Below are 16,821 nucleotides of genomic sequence, written 5' to 3'. Positions count from 1 at the left end.
TTGACGGGCTTGGGTTGACCGGCCAGGAAAGGAATGATCATGGCGACAGCGGAAAACGCCGAACTCGTTTTCGTGCCGCTTGGCGGCGTCGGCGAGATCGGCATGAACTTCGCCCTCTATGGCTACGGCCCGGCCAATGCACGCGAATGGATCGTCATCGATGTCGGCGTGACCTTTCCCGATGCCAGCCTGCCTGGAGTCGACCTGGTGCTGCCCGACACGCGCTTCATCGAGGAGAACGTCGCCAACCTGCGCGGCATCGTCATCACGCACGCGCATGAGGACCATTACGGCGCGCTGCTCGACACATGGCCGAGGCTCAAGGCGCCGGTCTGGATGACGCCGTTCGGCGCTGGATTGCTGGAAGCCAAGCGGCAGGGCGAGCAGGGCGCACCAAAGATCCCGGTGACGATCTACCGCGCCGGCGAAAAGTTCAGCGTCGGCCCGTTCGAGATCGAGGCCATCCCGGTCGCGCATTCAATTCCCGAACCGATGTCGCTGGCGATCACCTCGCCGGCCGGCACCGTCATCCACACCGGCGACTGGAAGATCGATCCGGCGCCGACGATCGGGCCGCTGACCGACGAAGCGCGCTTCCGCGCCTACGGCGACAAGGGCGTGCTGGCGCTGATCTGCGATTCCACCAATGCGCTGCGGGAAGGGGTGTCGCCGTCGGAAGTCGCGGTTGGCGAGGGCCTCAAGGGCGTCATCCAAAGCGCCAAGGGCCGCGTTGCGGTCACCACGTTTTCCTCCAATGTCGGACGCATCGTCTCCATTGCCAAGGCGGCACGCGATGCCGGCCGGCAGTGCCTGGTGCTCGGCCGCTCGCTGAAGCGCGTCATCGATGTTGCCGGCGAGCTCGGTTACATGGATGGGCTGCCCGAATTCATCGCCGAGGAGGACTTTGGCTTCATCCCGCGCGAAAACCTCGTCATCATCTGCACCGGCAGCCAGGGCGAGCCGCTTGCGGCACTGGCGAAACTGTCGCGCGAGGAGATGAAATCGGTGTCGCTGACGGCAGGCGACACGGTGGTGTTTTCCTCGCGCACCATTCCCGGCAACGAGAAGGGTATCCTCGAGATCAAGAACCGTCTGATCGATCTCGGCATCAAGATCATCGAGGACGGCGATGCGCTGGTGCATGTCTCGGGCCATCCGCGCCGCAGCGAGTTGCGCCAGATGTATGAATGGGTGCGCCCGCAGATCGGCGTCCCCGTGCATGGCGAGGCGGCGCACCTGGTGGCGCAGGGATCGCTTATGTCGGTGTCCGGCATCGGCCAGGTGGCGCAGGTGCGCGACGGCGACATGCTGCGGCTCTATCCCGGTGCGGCGACGATCATCGACCAGGTGCCGTTCGGCCGCATCTACAAGGACGGCAGGCTGATCGGCACCGATCAGGCGATGGGCATTCGCGACCGGCGCAAGCTGTCTTTCGCCGGCCATGTCGCGGTCAATGTCGTGCTCGATGACAAATATGAGCTGGCCGGCGATCCCGATCTGGTCGCCATCGGCGTCGCCGAGGCCGATGGCCGCGGCGAGAGCCTAGAAGACCTGATGATCGATGCGGCAATCGGCGCGGTGGACTCCATCCCCCGTCAGCGCCGAAAAGACCTCGATCTCGTGCAGGAGGCAGTGCGCCGCGCCGTCCGTGGCGCCGCCAATGAAGCCTGGGGCAAGAAGCCGCTGGTGACAGTGTTCGTCACCAGGTGACGAACAAGGGAGTAGGGGAGTAGGGCAGTAAGGGAGTAGGGAAGAGCAAATAGCTTTGCGGTTAACCTGCGGACTTGTTTTCCCCTACTCCCCTACTGCCTTATTCCCTACTCCCTAACTTTCCACGGAGTTCCAATGCTTGGACGCCTTAACCATGTCGCGCTTGCCGTGCCTGATCTGGCCGCGGCGACAGCGGCTTATCGCGACACGCTCGGCGCTCGGGTGACCGCGCCGCAGGCGCTGCCGGAGCATGGCGTGACGGTGGTGTTCGTCGATGTCGGCAACACCAAGATCGAATTGCTGGAGCCGCTTGGCGAGGGTTCGCCGATCGCGGCATTCCTCGAGAAGAACCCCTCGGGCGGCATGCATCATCTGTGCTATGAGGTCGACGACATTCTTGCTGCGCGTGATCACCTCAAGGCCAGGGGCGCCCGCGTCCTGGGTGACGGCAATCCGAAGACCGGCGCGCACGGCAAGCCGGTGCTGTTCCTGCATCCCAAGGATTTCTTCGGCACGCTGGTCGAACTGGAGCAAGCATGAGCTGGGTTTCATTTCTCGCCCTGTTCTTCATCACATGGTGGGTGGTGCTGTTCGCCATCCTGCCGTTCAGCCTGAGGACGCAGGACGAGGATGAGGATGTGACGCTGGGCACGGTATCCAGCGCGCCGCGCGGACCGCATATGCTGCGCGCGGTGCTGCGGACAACGATCGTCACGCTGGTTCTGCTTGGCATCTTTTATGGCATTACGAGGGGGCTCGGCCTCGGCATCGACGACATCCCGCACATCGTACCGGATTTCAGCCAAAGTCCCGAAAACTAGAATTCCAGGCCGGAAGAACCGATGCCGGTTGTTTTCGAACCCGCTGTGCTGACGTTGCGTAAGTGATTTGGCAATTTGTCGTGCTAACCAAATGATTGCACAAAAAAAATGCAAGGCACGAGGCCTTGCAATTTAAACGCGTCCGATCTGTTTCCGGTATTCGGCGGCAGCGAGTAACCGCGCCTAGATCGCATCCTCCCAAGACTTTGACCGCGTAGGAGAGCAGATTTCTTTCCGCCCTCTCGGTTATCGGCGCACATTAGACCAAGCCGGGTGAAAATGTCACGCAGAATTTTGCCCGGAAATAAGCAATCTCGTGCTGCACTGCACAATAGTATGGCAGGCGTTGCTTGCGAAACGACCAGCAAGGCGAACGCGGCACTGCGGCGCCTTTGCGACGCCCAGTGGGGGGCCCAGTTGACCCCCAGGGGGCGGGTTTCCATTCCGTCATGAAATGGCTATGAAGCCGGAGCAAGCAAGCCTGCGCTGCGCCGATTCCGGTGCGGCAATCCTCTCTCTCACGGACCAGTCCATGCGTTTGTCGCGCTATTTCCTGCCTATCCTTAAAGAAAATCCGCGCGAGGCCGAAATCGTCTCGCACCGGCTGATGCTGCGCGCCGGCATGATCCGCCAGCAGGGGCAAGGCAGTTTTTCCTGGCTGCCGCTCGGCAAGAGGGTGCTGGACAAGGTCTGCCGGATCGTTCGCGAGGAGCAGGACCGGGCCGGCGCGCTCGAGATCCTGATGCCGACCATTCAGTCCGCCGAGCTGTGGCGCGAAAGCGGCCGCTATGATGACTATGGCAAGGAGATGCTGCGCATCAAGGACCGGCAGGATCGGGACATGCTCTATGGGCCGACCAACGAGGAGGTGGTGACCGAGATTTTCCGCGCCTATGTGAAATCCTATAAGGATTTGCCGCTCAATCTCTATCACATCCAGTGGAAATTCCGCGACGAGGTGCGGCCGCGCTTCGGCGTCATGCGCAGCAGAGAGTTCCTGATGAAGGACGCCTATTCCTTCGATCTCGACTTTGCAGGCGCCAAGGCGGCCTATAACAGGATGTTCGTGTCCTATCTCAGGACGTTCACGCGCATGGGGCTGCAGGCAATCCCGATGCGTGCCGACACCGGGCCGATCGGCGGCGACCTCAGCCACGAATTCATCATCCTGGCCGACACCGGCGAGAGCCAGGTCTATTGCCATCGCGACTATCTCGCACTTGATGTGCCGGGGGCGGACACCGACTTCTCCAACGATGCCGAGATCGGCGACATCGTCAAGGAATGGACCACGCCCTATGCGGCGACCGACGAGATGCACGACGAGGCGGCGTGGGAGAAGGTTGCGACAAGCGACCGGGTCTCGGCGCGCGGCATCGAGGTCGGCCACATCTTCCATTTCGGCGACAAATATTCGAAGCCGATGGGCGCCAAGGTGACCGGGCCCGACGGCAAGGATCATTTTGCTTCCGGAGGTTCCTACGGCATCGGCCCGACGCGGCTGGTCGCGGCGATCATCGAGGCCAGCCACGACGATAACGGCATCATCTGGCCGGAGGCGGTGGCGCCTTTCGACATCGGCCTGATCAATATGAAAGCTGGCGACGCCGACTGCGACCGCGTCTGCGATGACCTCAATGCGGCGTTTGTCGCCGTCGGCAAGGACGTGCTCTACGACGACACCGATCAGCGGCCGGGCGGCAAGTTCGCCACCGCCGACCTGATCGGACTGCCGTGGCAGGTGATCGTCGGGCCGCGCGGCGTGGCCGCCGGCGAGGTCGAGATCAAGAATCGCAAAACCGGCGAGCGTGAGACGCTGCCAATTGCGGACGTGAAAAAACGCTTCGGTTCTGCCGCATGAGCGAAGCGGCAGTAGTGAAAACCCCGGCCGCCGGAGCTTTTTCCGTGTTCGAACGCATGGTCGCGTGGCGCTATCTGCGCTCGCGCCGCAAGGAGACGGTGATCTCCGTCATCGCCTCGATTTCCTTCCTCGGCATCATGCTGGGCGTCGCCACGCTGATCGTCGTGATGGCTGTCATGAACGGCTTTCGCGCCGAGCTCCTGACGCGCATCCTCGGTGTCAACGGTCATCTGATCGTGCAGCCGCTCGACATGCCGCTGGAGGACTATGCGCAGGTTGCCGGCCGCATCAATGGCGTGCCCGGCGTCCAATACGCCATTCCTCTGATCGACGGGCAGGTCCTGGCGCAAGGCAATATCGGCGGCGGGTCGGGGGCGCTGGTTCGCGGCATACGCGGCGAGGATCTGGGCAAGATTTCGATCGTCGCCAACAATATCAAGCAGGGCTCGATCGCCGGCTTCGACACAGGCGAGGGCGTCGCCATCGGCAGCCGCATGGCTGACAATCTCGGTCTTGTGCTCGGCGACACGATCACGCTGATCGCGCCCGACGGCGATGTGACGCCGCTCGGCACGACCCCGCGCATGAAGGGCTATCCGGTCACGGCGATCTTCGAAGTCGGCATGTCGGAATATGACAGTTCCATCGTCTACATGCCGTTTTCGGAAGCGCAGCTCTATTTCAACATGGATGGCCGGGCTCAGGCGATCGAGATCTATGTCGACAATCCCGACAATGTCGACGCGCTGAAACCCAAGGTCGAGGAGGCGTCACAGCGGCCGATCACCATGGTCGACTGGCGAGAACGCAACCGGACATTCTTCGATGCGCTGCAAGTGGAGCGCAACGTCATGTTTATGATCCTGACGCTGATCGTGCTGGTGGCGGCACTCAACATCATCTCGGGGCTGATCATGCTGGTGAAGGACAAGGGCCACGATATCGCCATCCTGCGCACCATGGGCGCCACGCGCGGCGCGATCCTGCGCATCTTCCTGATGACGGGGGCGGCGATCGGCGTGGTGGGCACCATCGCCGGCGTCCTCCTCGGCGTTGTAATCTGCCTGAACGTCGAGCGCATCCGCCAGTTCTTCTCCTGGCTGGCCGGCGAAAGGTTGTTCAATCCCGAGCTCTACTTCCTGAGCCAGTTGCCTGCCCGCATGGACGCCAGCGAGACGATCTCGGTGGTGCTGATGGCGCTGGTGCTGTCGTTCCTGGCGACGCTGTTTCCGGCATGGCGCGCGGCCAGACTCGATCCGGTCGAAGCGCTGAGGTACGAATGATGGCCGAGGCCATTATCGAACTGAAGAGCGTCGAGCGCCACTATGTCCAGGGGCCGCGCAAGCTGACCATCCTCAACGGCGCCGATTTTTCGTTGAAGCGCGGTGAGATCGTGGCGCTGGTGGCGCCTTCGGGCACCGGCAAATCGACGCTGTTGCACACCGCCGGACTGCTGGAGCGGCCGGACGCCGGCGATGTCATTCTGGCCGGCCGCGCCTGCGGGCGGCTTTCCGACGACGAGCGCACGGCGATCCGCCGCAACGATGTCGGCTTCGTCTATCAGTTCCATCACCTGCTGCCAGAGTTCACGGCGCTGGAAAACATCATGATGCCGCAATTGATAAAAGGGCTGACGCGCAAGGAGGCTGCCGAGCGGTCGGCGCAACTGCTCGACTACATGCAGATCGGCAAACGCGCGCAGCATCGGCCATCCGAACTGTCCGGCGGCGAGCAACAGCGCGTCGCCATCGCGCGCGCCGTCGCCAATGCGCCGCTGGTGCTGCTCGCCGACGAGCCGACCGGCAACCTCGACCCGGTCACCGCCTCCTATGTGTTCGAGGCACTGGGGGCGCTGGTCCGGCAGTCGGGGCTGGCGGCGCTGATCGCCACCCACAATCACGAGCTTGCCTCGCGCATGGACCGTCGCGTCACGCTGGCCGACGGCAAGGTTGTTCCGCTTTAGGTGTATCGATATTCAGGTGATGCCGGCCTGCGAACGGCGGTTTCCTGCGCGTCCGGTACTCAAGCACCCAAACGTACGCTCCGTTCCGGTTCTCGGAGCCCACCGTTCTCGGCGCGGCCTGACCTGAATCTCGACACACCTAACGGGCTGATCCTCAGCGTGCCGTCTTGCCATTTCCCACACGCAGCCACCGTGGAAGCGTGGAAATCCGCCTGTCAACCTTTGCTTAACCCTGCCGAACTGAGCGCCCGAATTTCGCGACACACTCTGATTGAGGTCGTTGACACTCGAACAGAATTAGAACAAAATACGAACATACTGAAAACAGGAGAGCGTTATGACTGGTCTTGTTCAGGATGTCGTGTCACTGGTGTGCATGAGCACGTTTCTCATTTCCATGGCGATCTGGATCGGAGCGATGTGAGGCAGCGCGCTCCGTCCTTCACGGGGTGAGGGGCTGCGTCGGAGCTCTGTGGTCAGCGCCGCTTTGTCAGCCGGCCTTGCGGGCCAACTCGACAAGCAAAGGTGCCGCGGGTCCGAAGACATCCTCGAAGGCGGATTTCAGCGCGAGATCGAGATCGGCCATTCCCAGGGGAAGGCCGAGGTCGACGAGGCTGGTGACGCCGTGGTCCTGCACGCCGCACGGCACGATGCCGCTGAAGTGGCTGAGATCCGGCTCGACATTGATGGCGATGCCGTGAAAGCTCACCCAGCGCCTCAGCCTGATGCCGATGGCGGCGATCTTGTCCTCGGCGAGCGATCCGTCGGGCAGGGCGGGGCGATCCGGCCGCACCACCCAGACGCCGACGCGGTTCTCGCGCCGTTCGCCGCGCACGTTGAAGGCGGCGAGCGTGCCGATGATCCATTGTTCAAGTGCCGCGACGAAGGCGCGGACATCCTCGCGCCGCCGCTTCAGGTCGAGCATCACATAAGCGACCCGCTGGCCTGGCCCATGATAGGTGTATTCGCCGCCGCGTCCCGCCGCGAACACCGGGAAACGGTCGGGCTCGATCAGGTCTTCGATGCGGGCGCTGGTGCCGGCGGTGTAGAGCGGCGGGTGCTCGACAAGCCAGACCATCTCGCCGGCGGCGCCGCCTCGGATCGCTTCGGCACGCGCCTCCATCACGGCAAGCGCATTCGGATAGGCGGTGAGGCCGGGTTCGATCCGCCATTCGACCGGCGCCGAACCGGGCAGGGGCAGGAAGGACGTGGCGATCTGGCTGCGTTCTGTCATGGTGTGTCTCGTCTAAAGCGCGCCGCGTTTGAAGGGACCCGTGGGCACGCCTTAGATTTTTGTTTTATGCATGTCGTTGTCCCAAAACCTGCACACCCTCGGCTCAAGCCCGAGAGCATGTTTTTGGGCGACATGCATTCGCCTCACATATGGCGGCAATCGGCTGAAACGTCCAGTTGTGAGCGCGTTTCAGCTCTTTGGAGGGTTATGCCGAAGCCCGGGCAATTATTGCGCGACGCGCCCTTGTTTCGCCGGAAACGATTTGCTACACGCCGCGAGCCGGTTCGTTCCGGCTCCTACCACGTGCGGTCGTGGCGGAATTGGTAGACGCGCAGCGTTGAGGTCGCTGTGGGGCAACCCGTGGAAGTTCGAGTCTTCTCGACCGCACCAGCTTTATCCAATAAGCTTTATTGTGCGATTTTCCGTTTCCCTGCAGGTCTTCCCAAGACTGTTTGTGCAAGCTGAAACACTGCACGAACCTGCCGCTGGTTGGGGCGGATGCCGCGCAATAACCGCGTGGTTTGACCCGCCATCATATGCCAGCTGCTTCAAAGACCGAACCGTGCCGCGAAACGGACATTTGGGAGTGCTCGGCGAAAAATGCGCTTTCCACGCAAGCGGCTATATATTGATGTGATTGCGCGGCAAATAGCCCGCTAGTGCATTATCTCAAGGCTTATTTGCGGACACGACTTTCCAGCCGCATAAGCAAATAGTCGACCTCTTGTCTGGCCGCCGCCGACAATGCACTGCCCGGCTTGCGCTGGGCGTCGGACGCGATGGCGCCGCGCTTCATCATCACATATTTGCGTACTGCAAGTCCCACTCCTGGTTGCTGCTCATAGCGCAGATAGGGCAGGTGGGCGTCGAAAAGATCGTGCGCCTTGTCGCGCTCGCCGGCGGCAGACAGTTTCACCATTTCGACCAGCATATCGGGGAAGGCATAGCCTGTCATCGCGCCGTCGGCACCGCGCTCCATCTCGAAGTCGAGAAAGAGGCCGCCATTACCGGTGAGGATGGACAGCGGCCGCAGCGAGCCGTCCTTTTGGAAGCCTCGCAGCGCGCTGATCTTCTCCAGGCCTGGCCAGTCCTCGTGCTTGAGCATGAAGCAGGCCGGATTGTCGGTGACGATGCGGCAGATGACGGCCGGCGTCATGGTGACCGAGAGGGTCAGTGGATAATCCTGCAGGACGAAAGGAACATCCTCGCCGACCGCTTCGGATGCGTTGCGGAAATAGGTGACGATCTGGTCGTCGGTGCGCAGCGCCGGCGGCGGCGCAATCATCACCCCCTGCGCGCCAGCTTCCATCGAGGCGCGCGCAAGGCTGCGCATGGCGGCGAAGCCAGGGGCAGAGACGCCGACGATGACCGGCAGCCTGGTGCGCGCCACGATACGTTTGACGATCTCGAGCGATTCGCCGGCGTCGAGCTTCGGGGCCTCACCCATGATGCCGAGGATTGTCATTCCATCGACGCCGCAGCGCTCGTAGAATTCGACCATCGAATCAAGTGATTCCCAGTCGATCTTGCCATCCGCCTCGAACGGTGTCGGGGCAATGGTGTAGACACCTTTGGTATCAGGACCGATGGCCATGAGATCCTCCTAAATTCAGCTTTCGGTCATAACGCAGGACCGACGGTCCGATCCAACCCGGCAGTCGGTCCGGGCGGGCGGGTCCCGGCCGTCGTTCCATTCTATGCGGACAACCGGTTAGCCGCTCTGGATAATGGCTGCACGGGATTGCGCCGTGGGTCGAAGCCCGCGGAAAAGAGAAGGTCTTGCGCCGTCGGACAATGCAGTAATGCTCTCCGAGCCGTCAACCTTCTTCGGCCGCGAGTTCAGCAGCTGCAGGCGGCGATCTGTGCGGCGATTGACGTCAAGGGCTGTCGATCCTGGGGAATGACTTTGCCAAAGTGAAAATCCAGCTCTAACCTTCCGCAACGCATTCCAGGTCGAGCATCCGGTTTTGCCTGGGAAAGCCGCACGCAACGGAGCCATATTTATGAGTGACAGCCAGGTAAGGATTGCGGCCGGGAACACCATTCGAAGCCTCCATGCCGAGCTGCCAGTCAACGCCACCTTCCATATCTGGCTCAAGGCGACCAAGCCAGACGTCTCGGGCTCGCTGTCCTTTTCCAATGTCCGTGGCAAGTTCGGCGAGGTGAGTGTTACGAACGCCGAAGAGCATGAATTCAGGATTTTTCACGTCTTCGGCGGCGGCAGTGTCGAACTCGACTACGACACGGATCGAACATCGGTGTCGGTCGCCTACTGGTTCGCATTGGCCGACGTGCTGGAGACCGGCATCACAGTTCTCCACACCAATCCGGGAAATGCCCCGCCGAAGATCCCTGACAGCTATCATTTTCGCCCGCCGTTCGGTTGGATGAACGATCCAAACGGATTTGGCCGGTTTGGAGGCCGCCCACATCTGTTCTATCAGCATTATTCCCATGGGCTTCGGTGGAACACGATGCATTGGGGGCACGCCGTATCTTCGGATTATTTGCGGTGGCGCCACATGCCCATCTTCCTGTTCCCATCGGAAGATCTCACCGCAAGGCCTGACAAACGGGGCGGCGCGTATTCCGGCTCGGCCATCCCGCTTGCCGATGGCCCGGGCATTCGCGTCTTTTTCACCGAGCAGGTACAGGACCGTATCCCGGAACAGCAGATCCAACTCACGGCCACTTCCAGCGACCTCATCATGGCCGGAGATGCGCACGTCATCCTGCCATACCGCCCGCTTGACCAGGGATTGACAGCGGATTTTCGTGACCCATACGTCTTTAGGGGACCGGATGGCCTTTGGAAAATGCTGCTGGGCAGCCAGAGCGATGAAGGCGGCGTTGTCCTGCTCTACGAAACCCGTGACTATACGGCCGCCACCGGCTGGACGTATGTCGGCAAGCTTCTGGTCGAGAAACACTATCGGACGACGGCGATCGAATGTCCCTGTCTGCTGCCGCTCGACGGGCCTGCGACCGATCCCGCGACGCGCTGGGTTCTGATTCTCGGGCTGATGAATAGTGAAGACCAGTCCACCCGGCGCAAGAACCTGACAATGGCCATTGTCGGCTGGTTCGATGGTCGGACCTTTGCCAAGGAATTCGAACAGGAACTGGACTTCGGGACGGATAATTACGCCTTCCAGGCCTTCGTCGACGGTGATGCCATTGTCGGCATAGGGTGGCTTGCCAACTGGGCCGATACCGGACCGGCGATCGATTTCCCCACAGCCATGACGTTGCCTCGCAACATCCATCTGTCTGCAGGCGAGTTGCACACCCCGCCCATCGGAGCTGCCGAGAGCCTGCGGAGCCATATTCTGGACCGGACACGCCTCGCAGCCGGAGAGCAGGTAAGCTTTATCAATGGCGCCGTCGAAATCCTGTTCGAGCTCGAAAAGCCGGGTGCCCATTTCCGCCTGAAGCTGCAACATCCAACAGTTCGCCTCGAGGTTGTTGTCGACGACGAGGGGCTTGCCATTCGTCATGGAGACGACGCAGCGGAATCCCCCCACTATATTGCCAAGGGAGCCCGTCCAAAGCGGCTGCGGATATTCCTCGACTACGGATCGATCGAGGTCTTCGCGGATCGCGGTCGTTGGGCTGGCACGAAACGGATCAGCGGTTTTGATCCGGTACAATCGGCACGTCTCATCGCCGAAGCGGGCGCCGTTCTACACGCGACGGTATGGGCGCTCAAACCGTGACAGGGAGATCCTGTTTCCAGTTCAGGATTGGATTTCCAGTTCAGGACCGGGCGTCCGCAAACACCGACCAATGAACGAGGCCTTCGACGACGCCAAGGGCAAACTGTTCCTTCGCGCTGTAAATCAGCGGGTTGTCCCGAGCCATGTCAAGCAGTTCGGGAAGGGCATTGCCGACGACAATTCCACGCGCCCCCGGCAACTCGAACATACTGCGATCGTTGTTGGTATCGCCGGCGACGACAACCTCATCCAGGCCGATGCCGAGTTCATTGCAGAGCCAGGCCAGCGCCTGGCCCTTGTCTGCTGAGCGCGGCAGGATGTCGAGATCGCGTCCGCTCGAATAAACCATCGTCACCGACAGGCCGGCCTCGGCCAGAGCACGCTCGATGCTGGCAAGGGCTTCCGGACTTGCGTCGAGCAGGTACCAACTCGATTTGAAGGCGTGTTGATAGCCGTCGGGCTGGCGCACGGTGTCTTTGAGCGACCCGAGCACCGCATCGATCTTTTCAAGCGACCAGCCTTCCGAAAACCTCTGGGTAAAATGGCCCAAATCGGTAAAATGTGCGGGACGTGAGGTGTGCCGCGGACCGGCGAGCATCGTGCCGACACCGCCGATCACGTAGTCCGGCGCTGGCAGGCCGACTTCGTCGACGAAGTTCAAAATATCGTCGGCCAGCCGACCGCTGTTGTAGACGAGAACCGGCCGGTGCTCGGGATCGAGCGCTTCCCATTTCAACCGAAAGCGTGACGTCGCCGGCGCATCGCCCGCCAGAGTCCCGTCGAGATCACTCGACAAAAGCGCGATCGGTTTCAATCGCCGTCGTTCCACGGCTCGTCCCAGTCATGATCGTCGACCGCCTTCAGCACCGGACGGCCTTCGACAAGGCTGACCAACTGCTGCGCGATGCCTGTCCAGGTGAACAGGCTGCGCGCCTTGTGCGCACCCATGCGGCCCAGGCGGCCGTAGAGGCGCTGGTGCTTCATCGGCTTGACGATGGTGATGCCGAGATCTTCCTTGTCGAACGGATCGCCAAAAAGCGCGTGCCGGCCATAGCTGATCCCGCGATAGAGGCCGCCATGGATCGTAACCACGGTCGGCGTTCCGCAGGCCATTGCCTCGATCGCGGTCATGCCGAACGGCTCGTAGCGGCTCGACAGGACGAACATGTCCGCCGCCCGATAGGTGTCGGCCAGATCCTCATCGGCAACATAGCCTGAAAAGACGACACGATCCTGCAGGCCTAGCTGTTCAACCTGTTGCTTGAGCTGGTTCAGGATCTTCTGTTCCTGCTCGTCCATGTTCTCGCCGCCGACAGCGAGCCTCAGGACCGCATCCGGCACACGCGGCGCCACCACGGAAAACGCATCGATCAGCAGGTCGTAGCCTTTGTTGGTGGCGAGCCGGCCGAGCGCCAGGACCGTTCGCCCTTCGAAGCCGAGCCGATGGCGGATCAACCGGCGAGACGCCTCGCTGACGGGGAAGAACCGGTTGTCGTCGTAACCGGGCGGGATCATGTGCACGCGGTCGCGCTCGAGGCTGTAGTCCTCGACCAGCATGTCGACCTGCGGCGGCGTTGTTGCGATCACCATGGCGCAGCTTCGATAGATGATCGTCTCGTGCTTTATGCGCTCGGTGAAATTGAACTCGGCCTCGAATGTATCGGCCTTGTCCGGGTAGTCCGTCTTCATCTGGCGCTGCTTCCATATGCCAAGCGAATGCGGCGTATGGATGTGCGGGATATTGAGTGCTTCCGACAGTCGCTGCCCCGCCACACCAGCATCCCAGTAGTGACTGTTGATGAAGTCATAGGAGAGATTTTCGCGGCGAATCAGGCGCAGCGCGCTTTCACACCACTCGAGAAGGTGGCGGTGGAGATATTCCTTCGGAATAAAATCGGGTCCGCCACAGGCGACACGCAGGACGCGAACCCCGTCGGCCACTTCATCGACAGGAGGCTGGTCTTCAAATCGTCGCGTCCAGATATCGACGGCATAACCCAACTGGGCGACCTTTTTGGCAAGTTCCAGGACATAGACCACCTGTCCGCCGGTATCGGCCGCGCCCAGCGGTGGGTTGGCTGCTACGTAGCCATGGGTTGAAATGAGTGCAATTCGAGGTATCGCCGCATCCGAGTTGACGTCCGGCATCTGTATCCTTCTCTACGATTGATCTCCGCACGCCCGCAGTCGAAGCAAGCGCAGGTTCAACTATATAAGGATTCCAGGCTCCATCGGCAAATATTGAGAGGCCCAATTTTGCTGCCTGCTCCAAACACACCATATCCTCTCGTGCGGGCCGTTTTATGACGGCTGGACACTTGGTCCATTCGGCAGATCGACGGTAACGACGAGTCCGGTTGGCTTGTTGTCTTGCAATTCGATCTTGCCGCCGTGGCCCTGGATAATGTCCGCAACGATCGAGAGCCCAGACCGAAGCCATGCTTCGACGTACCACCGCGCGACGTGTCCTCTTTGAAGAACGGTTCGAAGACACGAGCGCGCGCGGGTGTCGGAATGCCCGGCCCATCATCGACGACCGCGATGCGCGCCACTGTATCAGTCTGCGTCAATGCGACGGTGACGTTGCCGGCGAACCTGACCCCATTGTCGCAGAGATTGGTGATCGCACGCGCCAACGCATTGGGTTTGCACCAGCCCAAAAGCCGATCCGGCCCAGAATATGAGACCGGAAACCCGACATCCGAAAATTCGGCGCAGACGGTTTGCAGCACGCTGGCAATGTCGGCGCGTTGCAGCTTTTCCGTCGAGACGTCGTTGCGCAGATAGGTCAAGGTCTCGTCGATCAGATCTTCAATATGCTGGATATCGGACAGCATCGCGGTTCGGATGAGCCCATCATCCATGCGCTCGGCGCGAAGCCGCAGCCGCGTAAAAGGCGTGCGCAGATCGTGGCTGACGTGCGGTTTTCGATCATAGTCCGGATGCGTGTTCTCATCCTATTCAGAGCGTGCGCCAGGCCGACCATCTCGATAGAGCCGCGTTCGACGAAAAGCTCGTCGCCATTCTCGATCTCGGCCGAGCCGACGGCCGCCGAGATGCGTTTCAATGGCTCCGTTACCGTCCATACCGCAAAGAGCCAGATCAAGGTGGGCAAGGCGATGAAACCCATAAACTTGTAGAATAAGGAGCGGACGAGGTCTGTCGTGAGTAAGGTATCGGGTACTCCGAAATGAGCCAGGATGGTGTGCCGATCCAGGCCGATGGCAAACGCGGATTGACCATCGACAATCAGCCATCGCCCCTCAATCGATCTTTTTCCGAATCCGAGAAACCGTTCGATATTTCGCCACTGCACATAAGAAAATGGAGTACCGTCGATCTGCTCCTTCGAAAGTATCTTGAAATCCAGGCCCGCACGAGCCGTCGCTGCGAGGATCTCGTTACGAGCTTCCGCTGGTGCTTCGCGCAACACGCCGGCAATCACGCTGGCTCGTACGACACTGTCGTTGATGGCCGGCAGGTCGATATTCCTCGTAAAACTTTCGATCACCGATCCGGTGGACATGATCACAAACACCGCGATGAGAATGATCGCCGTGAGTTGCCCACGCACTGACTGCGGCAGGCTGCGGCGGATGAAATCCCTCATGCTTCCTCCACGTCGCGGTGAAGATGTAGCCACCCAGCCGAACAGTCTTGAGAAGCACCGGATCGCGCGCATCCTTTTCGATCTTCTGGCGGATCCGGCTGACATGGACATCGACGCTTCGCTTGATCGGGCCGGCAGCCCGGCATGAGTCACGCCGAGCAGCTCCTCGCGTGAGAGAACCCGGCCTGCATTGCGGCAGAATGCGAGCAGCAGGTCGAATTCATGCATCGTGGTTGAAACCCGCGCATTGCTCGGATCATGCAATTGCCGACGGATGGGGTCGAGGCGCCAGCCGTTGAAGCAAAGCACCCGCGACCAATCCCGCTCGTCGGGAATGTAGGCCGTGCGGCGCAGCAGCGCGCGTATCCTGGCCGTTAGTTCGCGCGCGCTGAACGGTTTCGTCACGTAGTCGTCCGCGCCGCTCTCCAATCCGAAGATACGGTCGATTTCCTCGCCAAGCGCGGTCAGCATCAGGATCGGTACGTTCATTCGCGCGCGAAGACGGCGGCAGATGCTGAGGCCGTTTTCACCGGGGAGCATGACATCGAGCACGATGAGATCGAATTTCTGCTTGCGAAGCGCGGCGTCCATGCGGACGCCGCTCTCGGCTATTTCCACGATCATGCTGTTTTCAGTGAGCGTTTCGCCCAGCATGCGCGCGATCTCGACATCGTCTTCGACAATGAGGATACGCCAAACTTGCCTTGTCGATTTGGACTCGGCGTTCAAATCGCCTTGTTGTCGTGCGACGTTTGCCATTGCCTGGACTGGTACCTGTGTGCGGTCAGATCCGATAGCCGACGAGAAGCATGCCTGAAGGCTGAATCTTTTCGACGACGATCGGACTGTCGGCGGCGTCACCCACGAGAACGCCGATTCCCGCTTCGCCACGAAGCATCCAGTTCTGGTTGAGCAGATATGTGGCGGAGACCGAAAAATCGGCGCGCTTCAACCCGGCGCCGGCATCGTAGCGCGCCAGTCCAGAGCGAGCCGATTGTTCCGGCGTGACGCCGAAACAGGCCTGCATATGATTTTCGTCGGCGAAAACGGCGGAAGCGCTGGCGCTGATCATCAATGATTGGGACAGTGGCTGTCTGACCTCGATCCCGACCTCACCCACCAGGCCATCGCTGCCGCCGATGGTCTTGTCCACTTGCGCGAAGATTTCAGCCGGGCCGAAATTCACGGCGGCCTTCGCTCCGACGGTGGCGCCCATGCCGATGTCTCCCAGCCCGCGCAGACGGTCGCCATCGTCTTCATCGCGGCCCATTTCATAACCAAGCCGCGCGCTGAATTCGAACCGGTCTTGTTTATAGATGGCAATGTCGGCGCCTGTCGGATCAATCGTTACCACATCGCGGAATGTCGCCGTGACAAAGGGCACCGGCATGATCTTGAACTCGTCACTGCCCTCGTACTTTGGAACGATGATCGCGCCGCCGCCCAAGTCGACATGCCAGTCGGACAGTTTTTGCTCGAAACGGGCGAAACGAGAAGGTTCAGGCGGCGGCAGGCTGAAATCATCCGAATTCACGGCAATAGCGTCGGCGGCAAGTGCTATTCCCGGAGGCGTTGAAAACAGGATGGCCATCGCTGCAAGGGATGCCCGGCCGGCAAACTTTCCAGAGTCCATTTTGGCGAACATGCGTGCTCCAGTATAGCGAGGCGATAAGCCTCCGATGCTCTCACCATTTCAGATGAAAGTGGCCGCATGCGTGAAGTGATGTTAAGTTTTGTTGCGCAATCGTGGTTTCATCTTGGCGTCTCTACGAGAGAGCGATGATGCCAGATGATCGATCCGTTCCCGCTTCGGACGATCAGGAGTAAGCGATCTCCCGTCCGCTAATCCAAGTTGCATCGGCCTTCGCCTCCCCACAGGACAGGACGCATTTTCGTCTGATATTTC

Annotated in this window: 14 protein-coding genes, 1 tRNA gene and 1 pseudogene; 8 read left to right on the top strand and 8 right to left on the bottom strand. The window is 60.9% G+C overall.

Going from position 1 to position 16,821, the window contains the following annotated elements:
* Nucleotides 1-39 precede the first annotated feature (39 nt).
* From NMG70_RS22065 to NMG70_RS22040, 6 genes are all read left to right on the top strand, one after another.
* Complete coding sequence (locus NMG70_RS22065; protein WP_254026477.1) at nucleotides 40-1,710, top strand: ribonuclease J; 1,671 nt, start codon at nucleotides 40-42, stop codon at nucleotides 1,708-1,710.
* A 135-nt stretch (nucleotides 1,711-1,845) separates the two neighbouring features.
* Nucleotides 1,846-2,250: a methylmalonyl-CoA epimerase gene (gene mce / locus NMG70_RS22060; RefSeq protein ID WP_254026476.1), complete on the top strand. Its 405-nt coding sequence runs from the start codon at nucleotides 1,846-1,848 to the stop codon at nucleotides 2,248-2,250.
* The gene (locus tag NMG70_RS22055) at nucleotides 2,247-2,531 is read left to right on the top strand and encodes a DUF1467 family protein (RefSeq protein ID WP_254026475.1); all 285 of its coding nucleotides are present in this window, start codon (nucleotides 2,247-2,249) and stop codon (nucleotides 2,529-2,531) included. Before mce ends, NMG70_RS22055 begins: the two co-directional genes overlap by 4 nt.
* Before the next feature lie 532 nt (nucleotides 2,532-3,063).
* Complete coding sequence (proS, locus tag NMG70_RS22050; protein WP_254026474.1) at nucleotides 3,064-4,392, top strand: proline--tRNA ligase; 1,329 nt, start codon at nucleotides 3,064-3,066, stop codon at nucleotides 4,390-4,392.
* A complete protein-coding gene (locus NMG70_RS22045; RefSeq protein WP_254026473.1) occupies nucleotides 4,389-5,675 on the top strand; it encodes a lipoprotein-releasing ABC transporter permease subunit in 1,287 nt (428 codons plus the stop codon). The genes proS and NMG70_RS22045 overlap by 4 nt, the downstream gene beginning before the upstream one ends.
* Nucleotides 5,672-6,355, top strand: a complete 684-nt coding sequence (locus tag NMG70_RS22040) for an ABC transporter ATP-binding protein (protein ID WP_174654574.1) — start codon at nucleotides 5,672-5,674, stop codon at nucleotides 6,353-6,355. Before NMG70_RS22045 ends, NMG70_RS22040 begins: the two co-directional genes overlap by 4 nt.
* Before the next feature lie 490 nt (nucleotides 6,356-6,845).
* On the opposite strand, the gene lipB is transcribed toward NMG70_RS22040, so the two are convergent.
* The gene (gene lipB, locus NMG70_RS22035) at nucleotides 6,846-7,589 is read right to left on the bottom strand and encodes a lipoyl(octanoyl) transferase LipB (protein ID WP_254026472.1); all 744 of its coding nucleotides are present in this window, start codon (nucleotides 7,587-7,589) and stop codon (nucleotides 6,846-6,848) included.
* A gap of 305 nt (nucleotides 7,590-7,894) precedes the next feature.
* Here lipB and NMG70_RS22030 point away from each other — a divergent pair.
* Nucleotides 7,895-7,979, top strand: a tRNA-Leu gene (locus NMG70_RS22030).
* Between the two features lie 286 nt (nucleotides 7,980-8,265).
* Here the strand turns inward: NMG70_RS22030 and NMG70_RS22025 are convergent.
* Entirely contained in the window at nucleotides 8,266-9,183 is a 918-nt protein-coding gene (locus NMG70_RS22025; protein WP_254026471.1) for a dihydrodipicolinate synthase family protein, read from the bottom strand.
* A 409-nt stretch (nucleotides 9,184-9,592) separates the two neighbouring features.
* Between NMG70_RS22025 and NMG70_RS22020 the strand changes: the two genes are divergently transcribed.
* The gene (locus tag NMG70_RS22020; RefSeq protein ID WP_254026552.1) at nucleotides 9,593-11,305 is read left to right on the top strand and encodes a GH32 C-terminal domain-containing protein; all 1,713 of its coding nucleotides are present in this window, start codon (nucleotides 9,593-9,595) and stop codon (nucleotides 11,303-11,305) included.
* Between the two features lie 40 nt (nucleotides 11,306-11,345).
* Here NMG70_RS22020 and NMG70_RS22015 read toward each other — a convergent pair whose 3' ends face one another.
* From NMG70_RS22015 to NMG70_RS21990, 6 genes and pseudogenes are all read right to left on the bottom strand, one after another.
* The gene (locus NMG70_RS22015; protein WP_254026470.1) at nucleotides 11,346-12,119 is read right to left on the bottom strand and encodes an HAD-IIB family hydrolase; all 774 of its coding nucleotides are present in this window, start codon (nucleotides 12,117-12,119) and stop codon (nucleotides 11,346-11,348) included.
* Nucleotides 12,116-13,453: a glycosyltransferase gene (locus NMG70_RS22010; protein WP_254026469.1), complete on the bottom strand. Its 1,338-nt coding sequence runs from the start codon at nucleotides 13,451-13,453 to the stop codon at nucleotides 12,116-12,118. The genes NMG70_RS22015 and NMG70_RS22010 overlap by 4 nt, the downstream gene beginning before the upstream one ends.
* 56 nt (nucleotides 13,454-13,509) lie before the next feature.
* The gene (locus NMG70_RS22005; protein ID WP_254026468.1) at nucleotides 13,510-14,142 is read right to left on the bottom strand and encodes a sensor histidine kinase; all 633 of its coding nucleotides are present in this window, start codon (nucleotides 14,140-14,142) and stop codon (nucleotides 13,510-13,512) included.
* Entirely contained in the window at nucleotides 14,109-14,750 is a 642-nt protein-coding gene (locus NMG70_RS22000) for a methyl-accepting chemotaxis protein (RefSeq protein ID WP_254026467.1), read from the bottom strand. Before NMG70_RS22000 ends, NMG70_RS22005 begins: the two co-directional genes overlap by 34 nt.
* Nucleotides 14,751-14,925: 175 nt before the next feature.
* Nucleotides 14,926-15,674, bottom strand: a pseudogene (locus NMG70_RS21995) (response regulator transcription factor); the annotation flags it as partial.
* Nucleotides 15,675-15,699: 25 nt separating this feature from the next.
* Nucleotides 15,700-16,560 (bottom strand): MipA/OmpV family protein, encoded by an 861-nt coding sequence (locus NMG70_RS21990; RefSeq protein ID WP_254026466.1) that lies wholly within the window; start codon nucleotides 16,558-16,560, stop codon nucleotides 15,700-15,702.
* Between the last annotated feature and the right edge of the window lie 261 nt (nucleotides 16,561-16,821).

Source organism: Mesorhizobium ventifaucium (assembly GCF_935822925.1).
In the GTDB taxonomy this organism is placed as follows: Bacteria; Pseudomonadota; Alphaproteobacteria; order Rhizobiales; family Rhizobiaceae; genus Mesorhizobium; species Mesorhizobium ventifaucium.
This window is presented reverse-complemented; position numbering and strand designations above follow the sequence as displayed.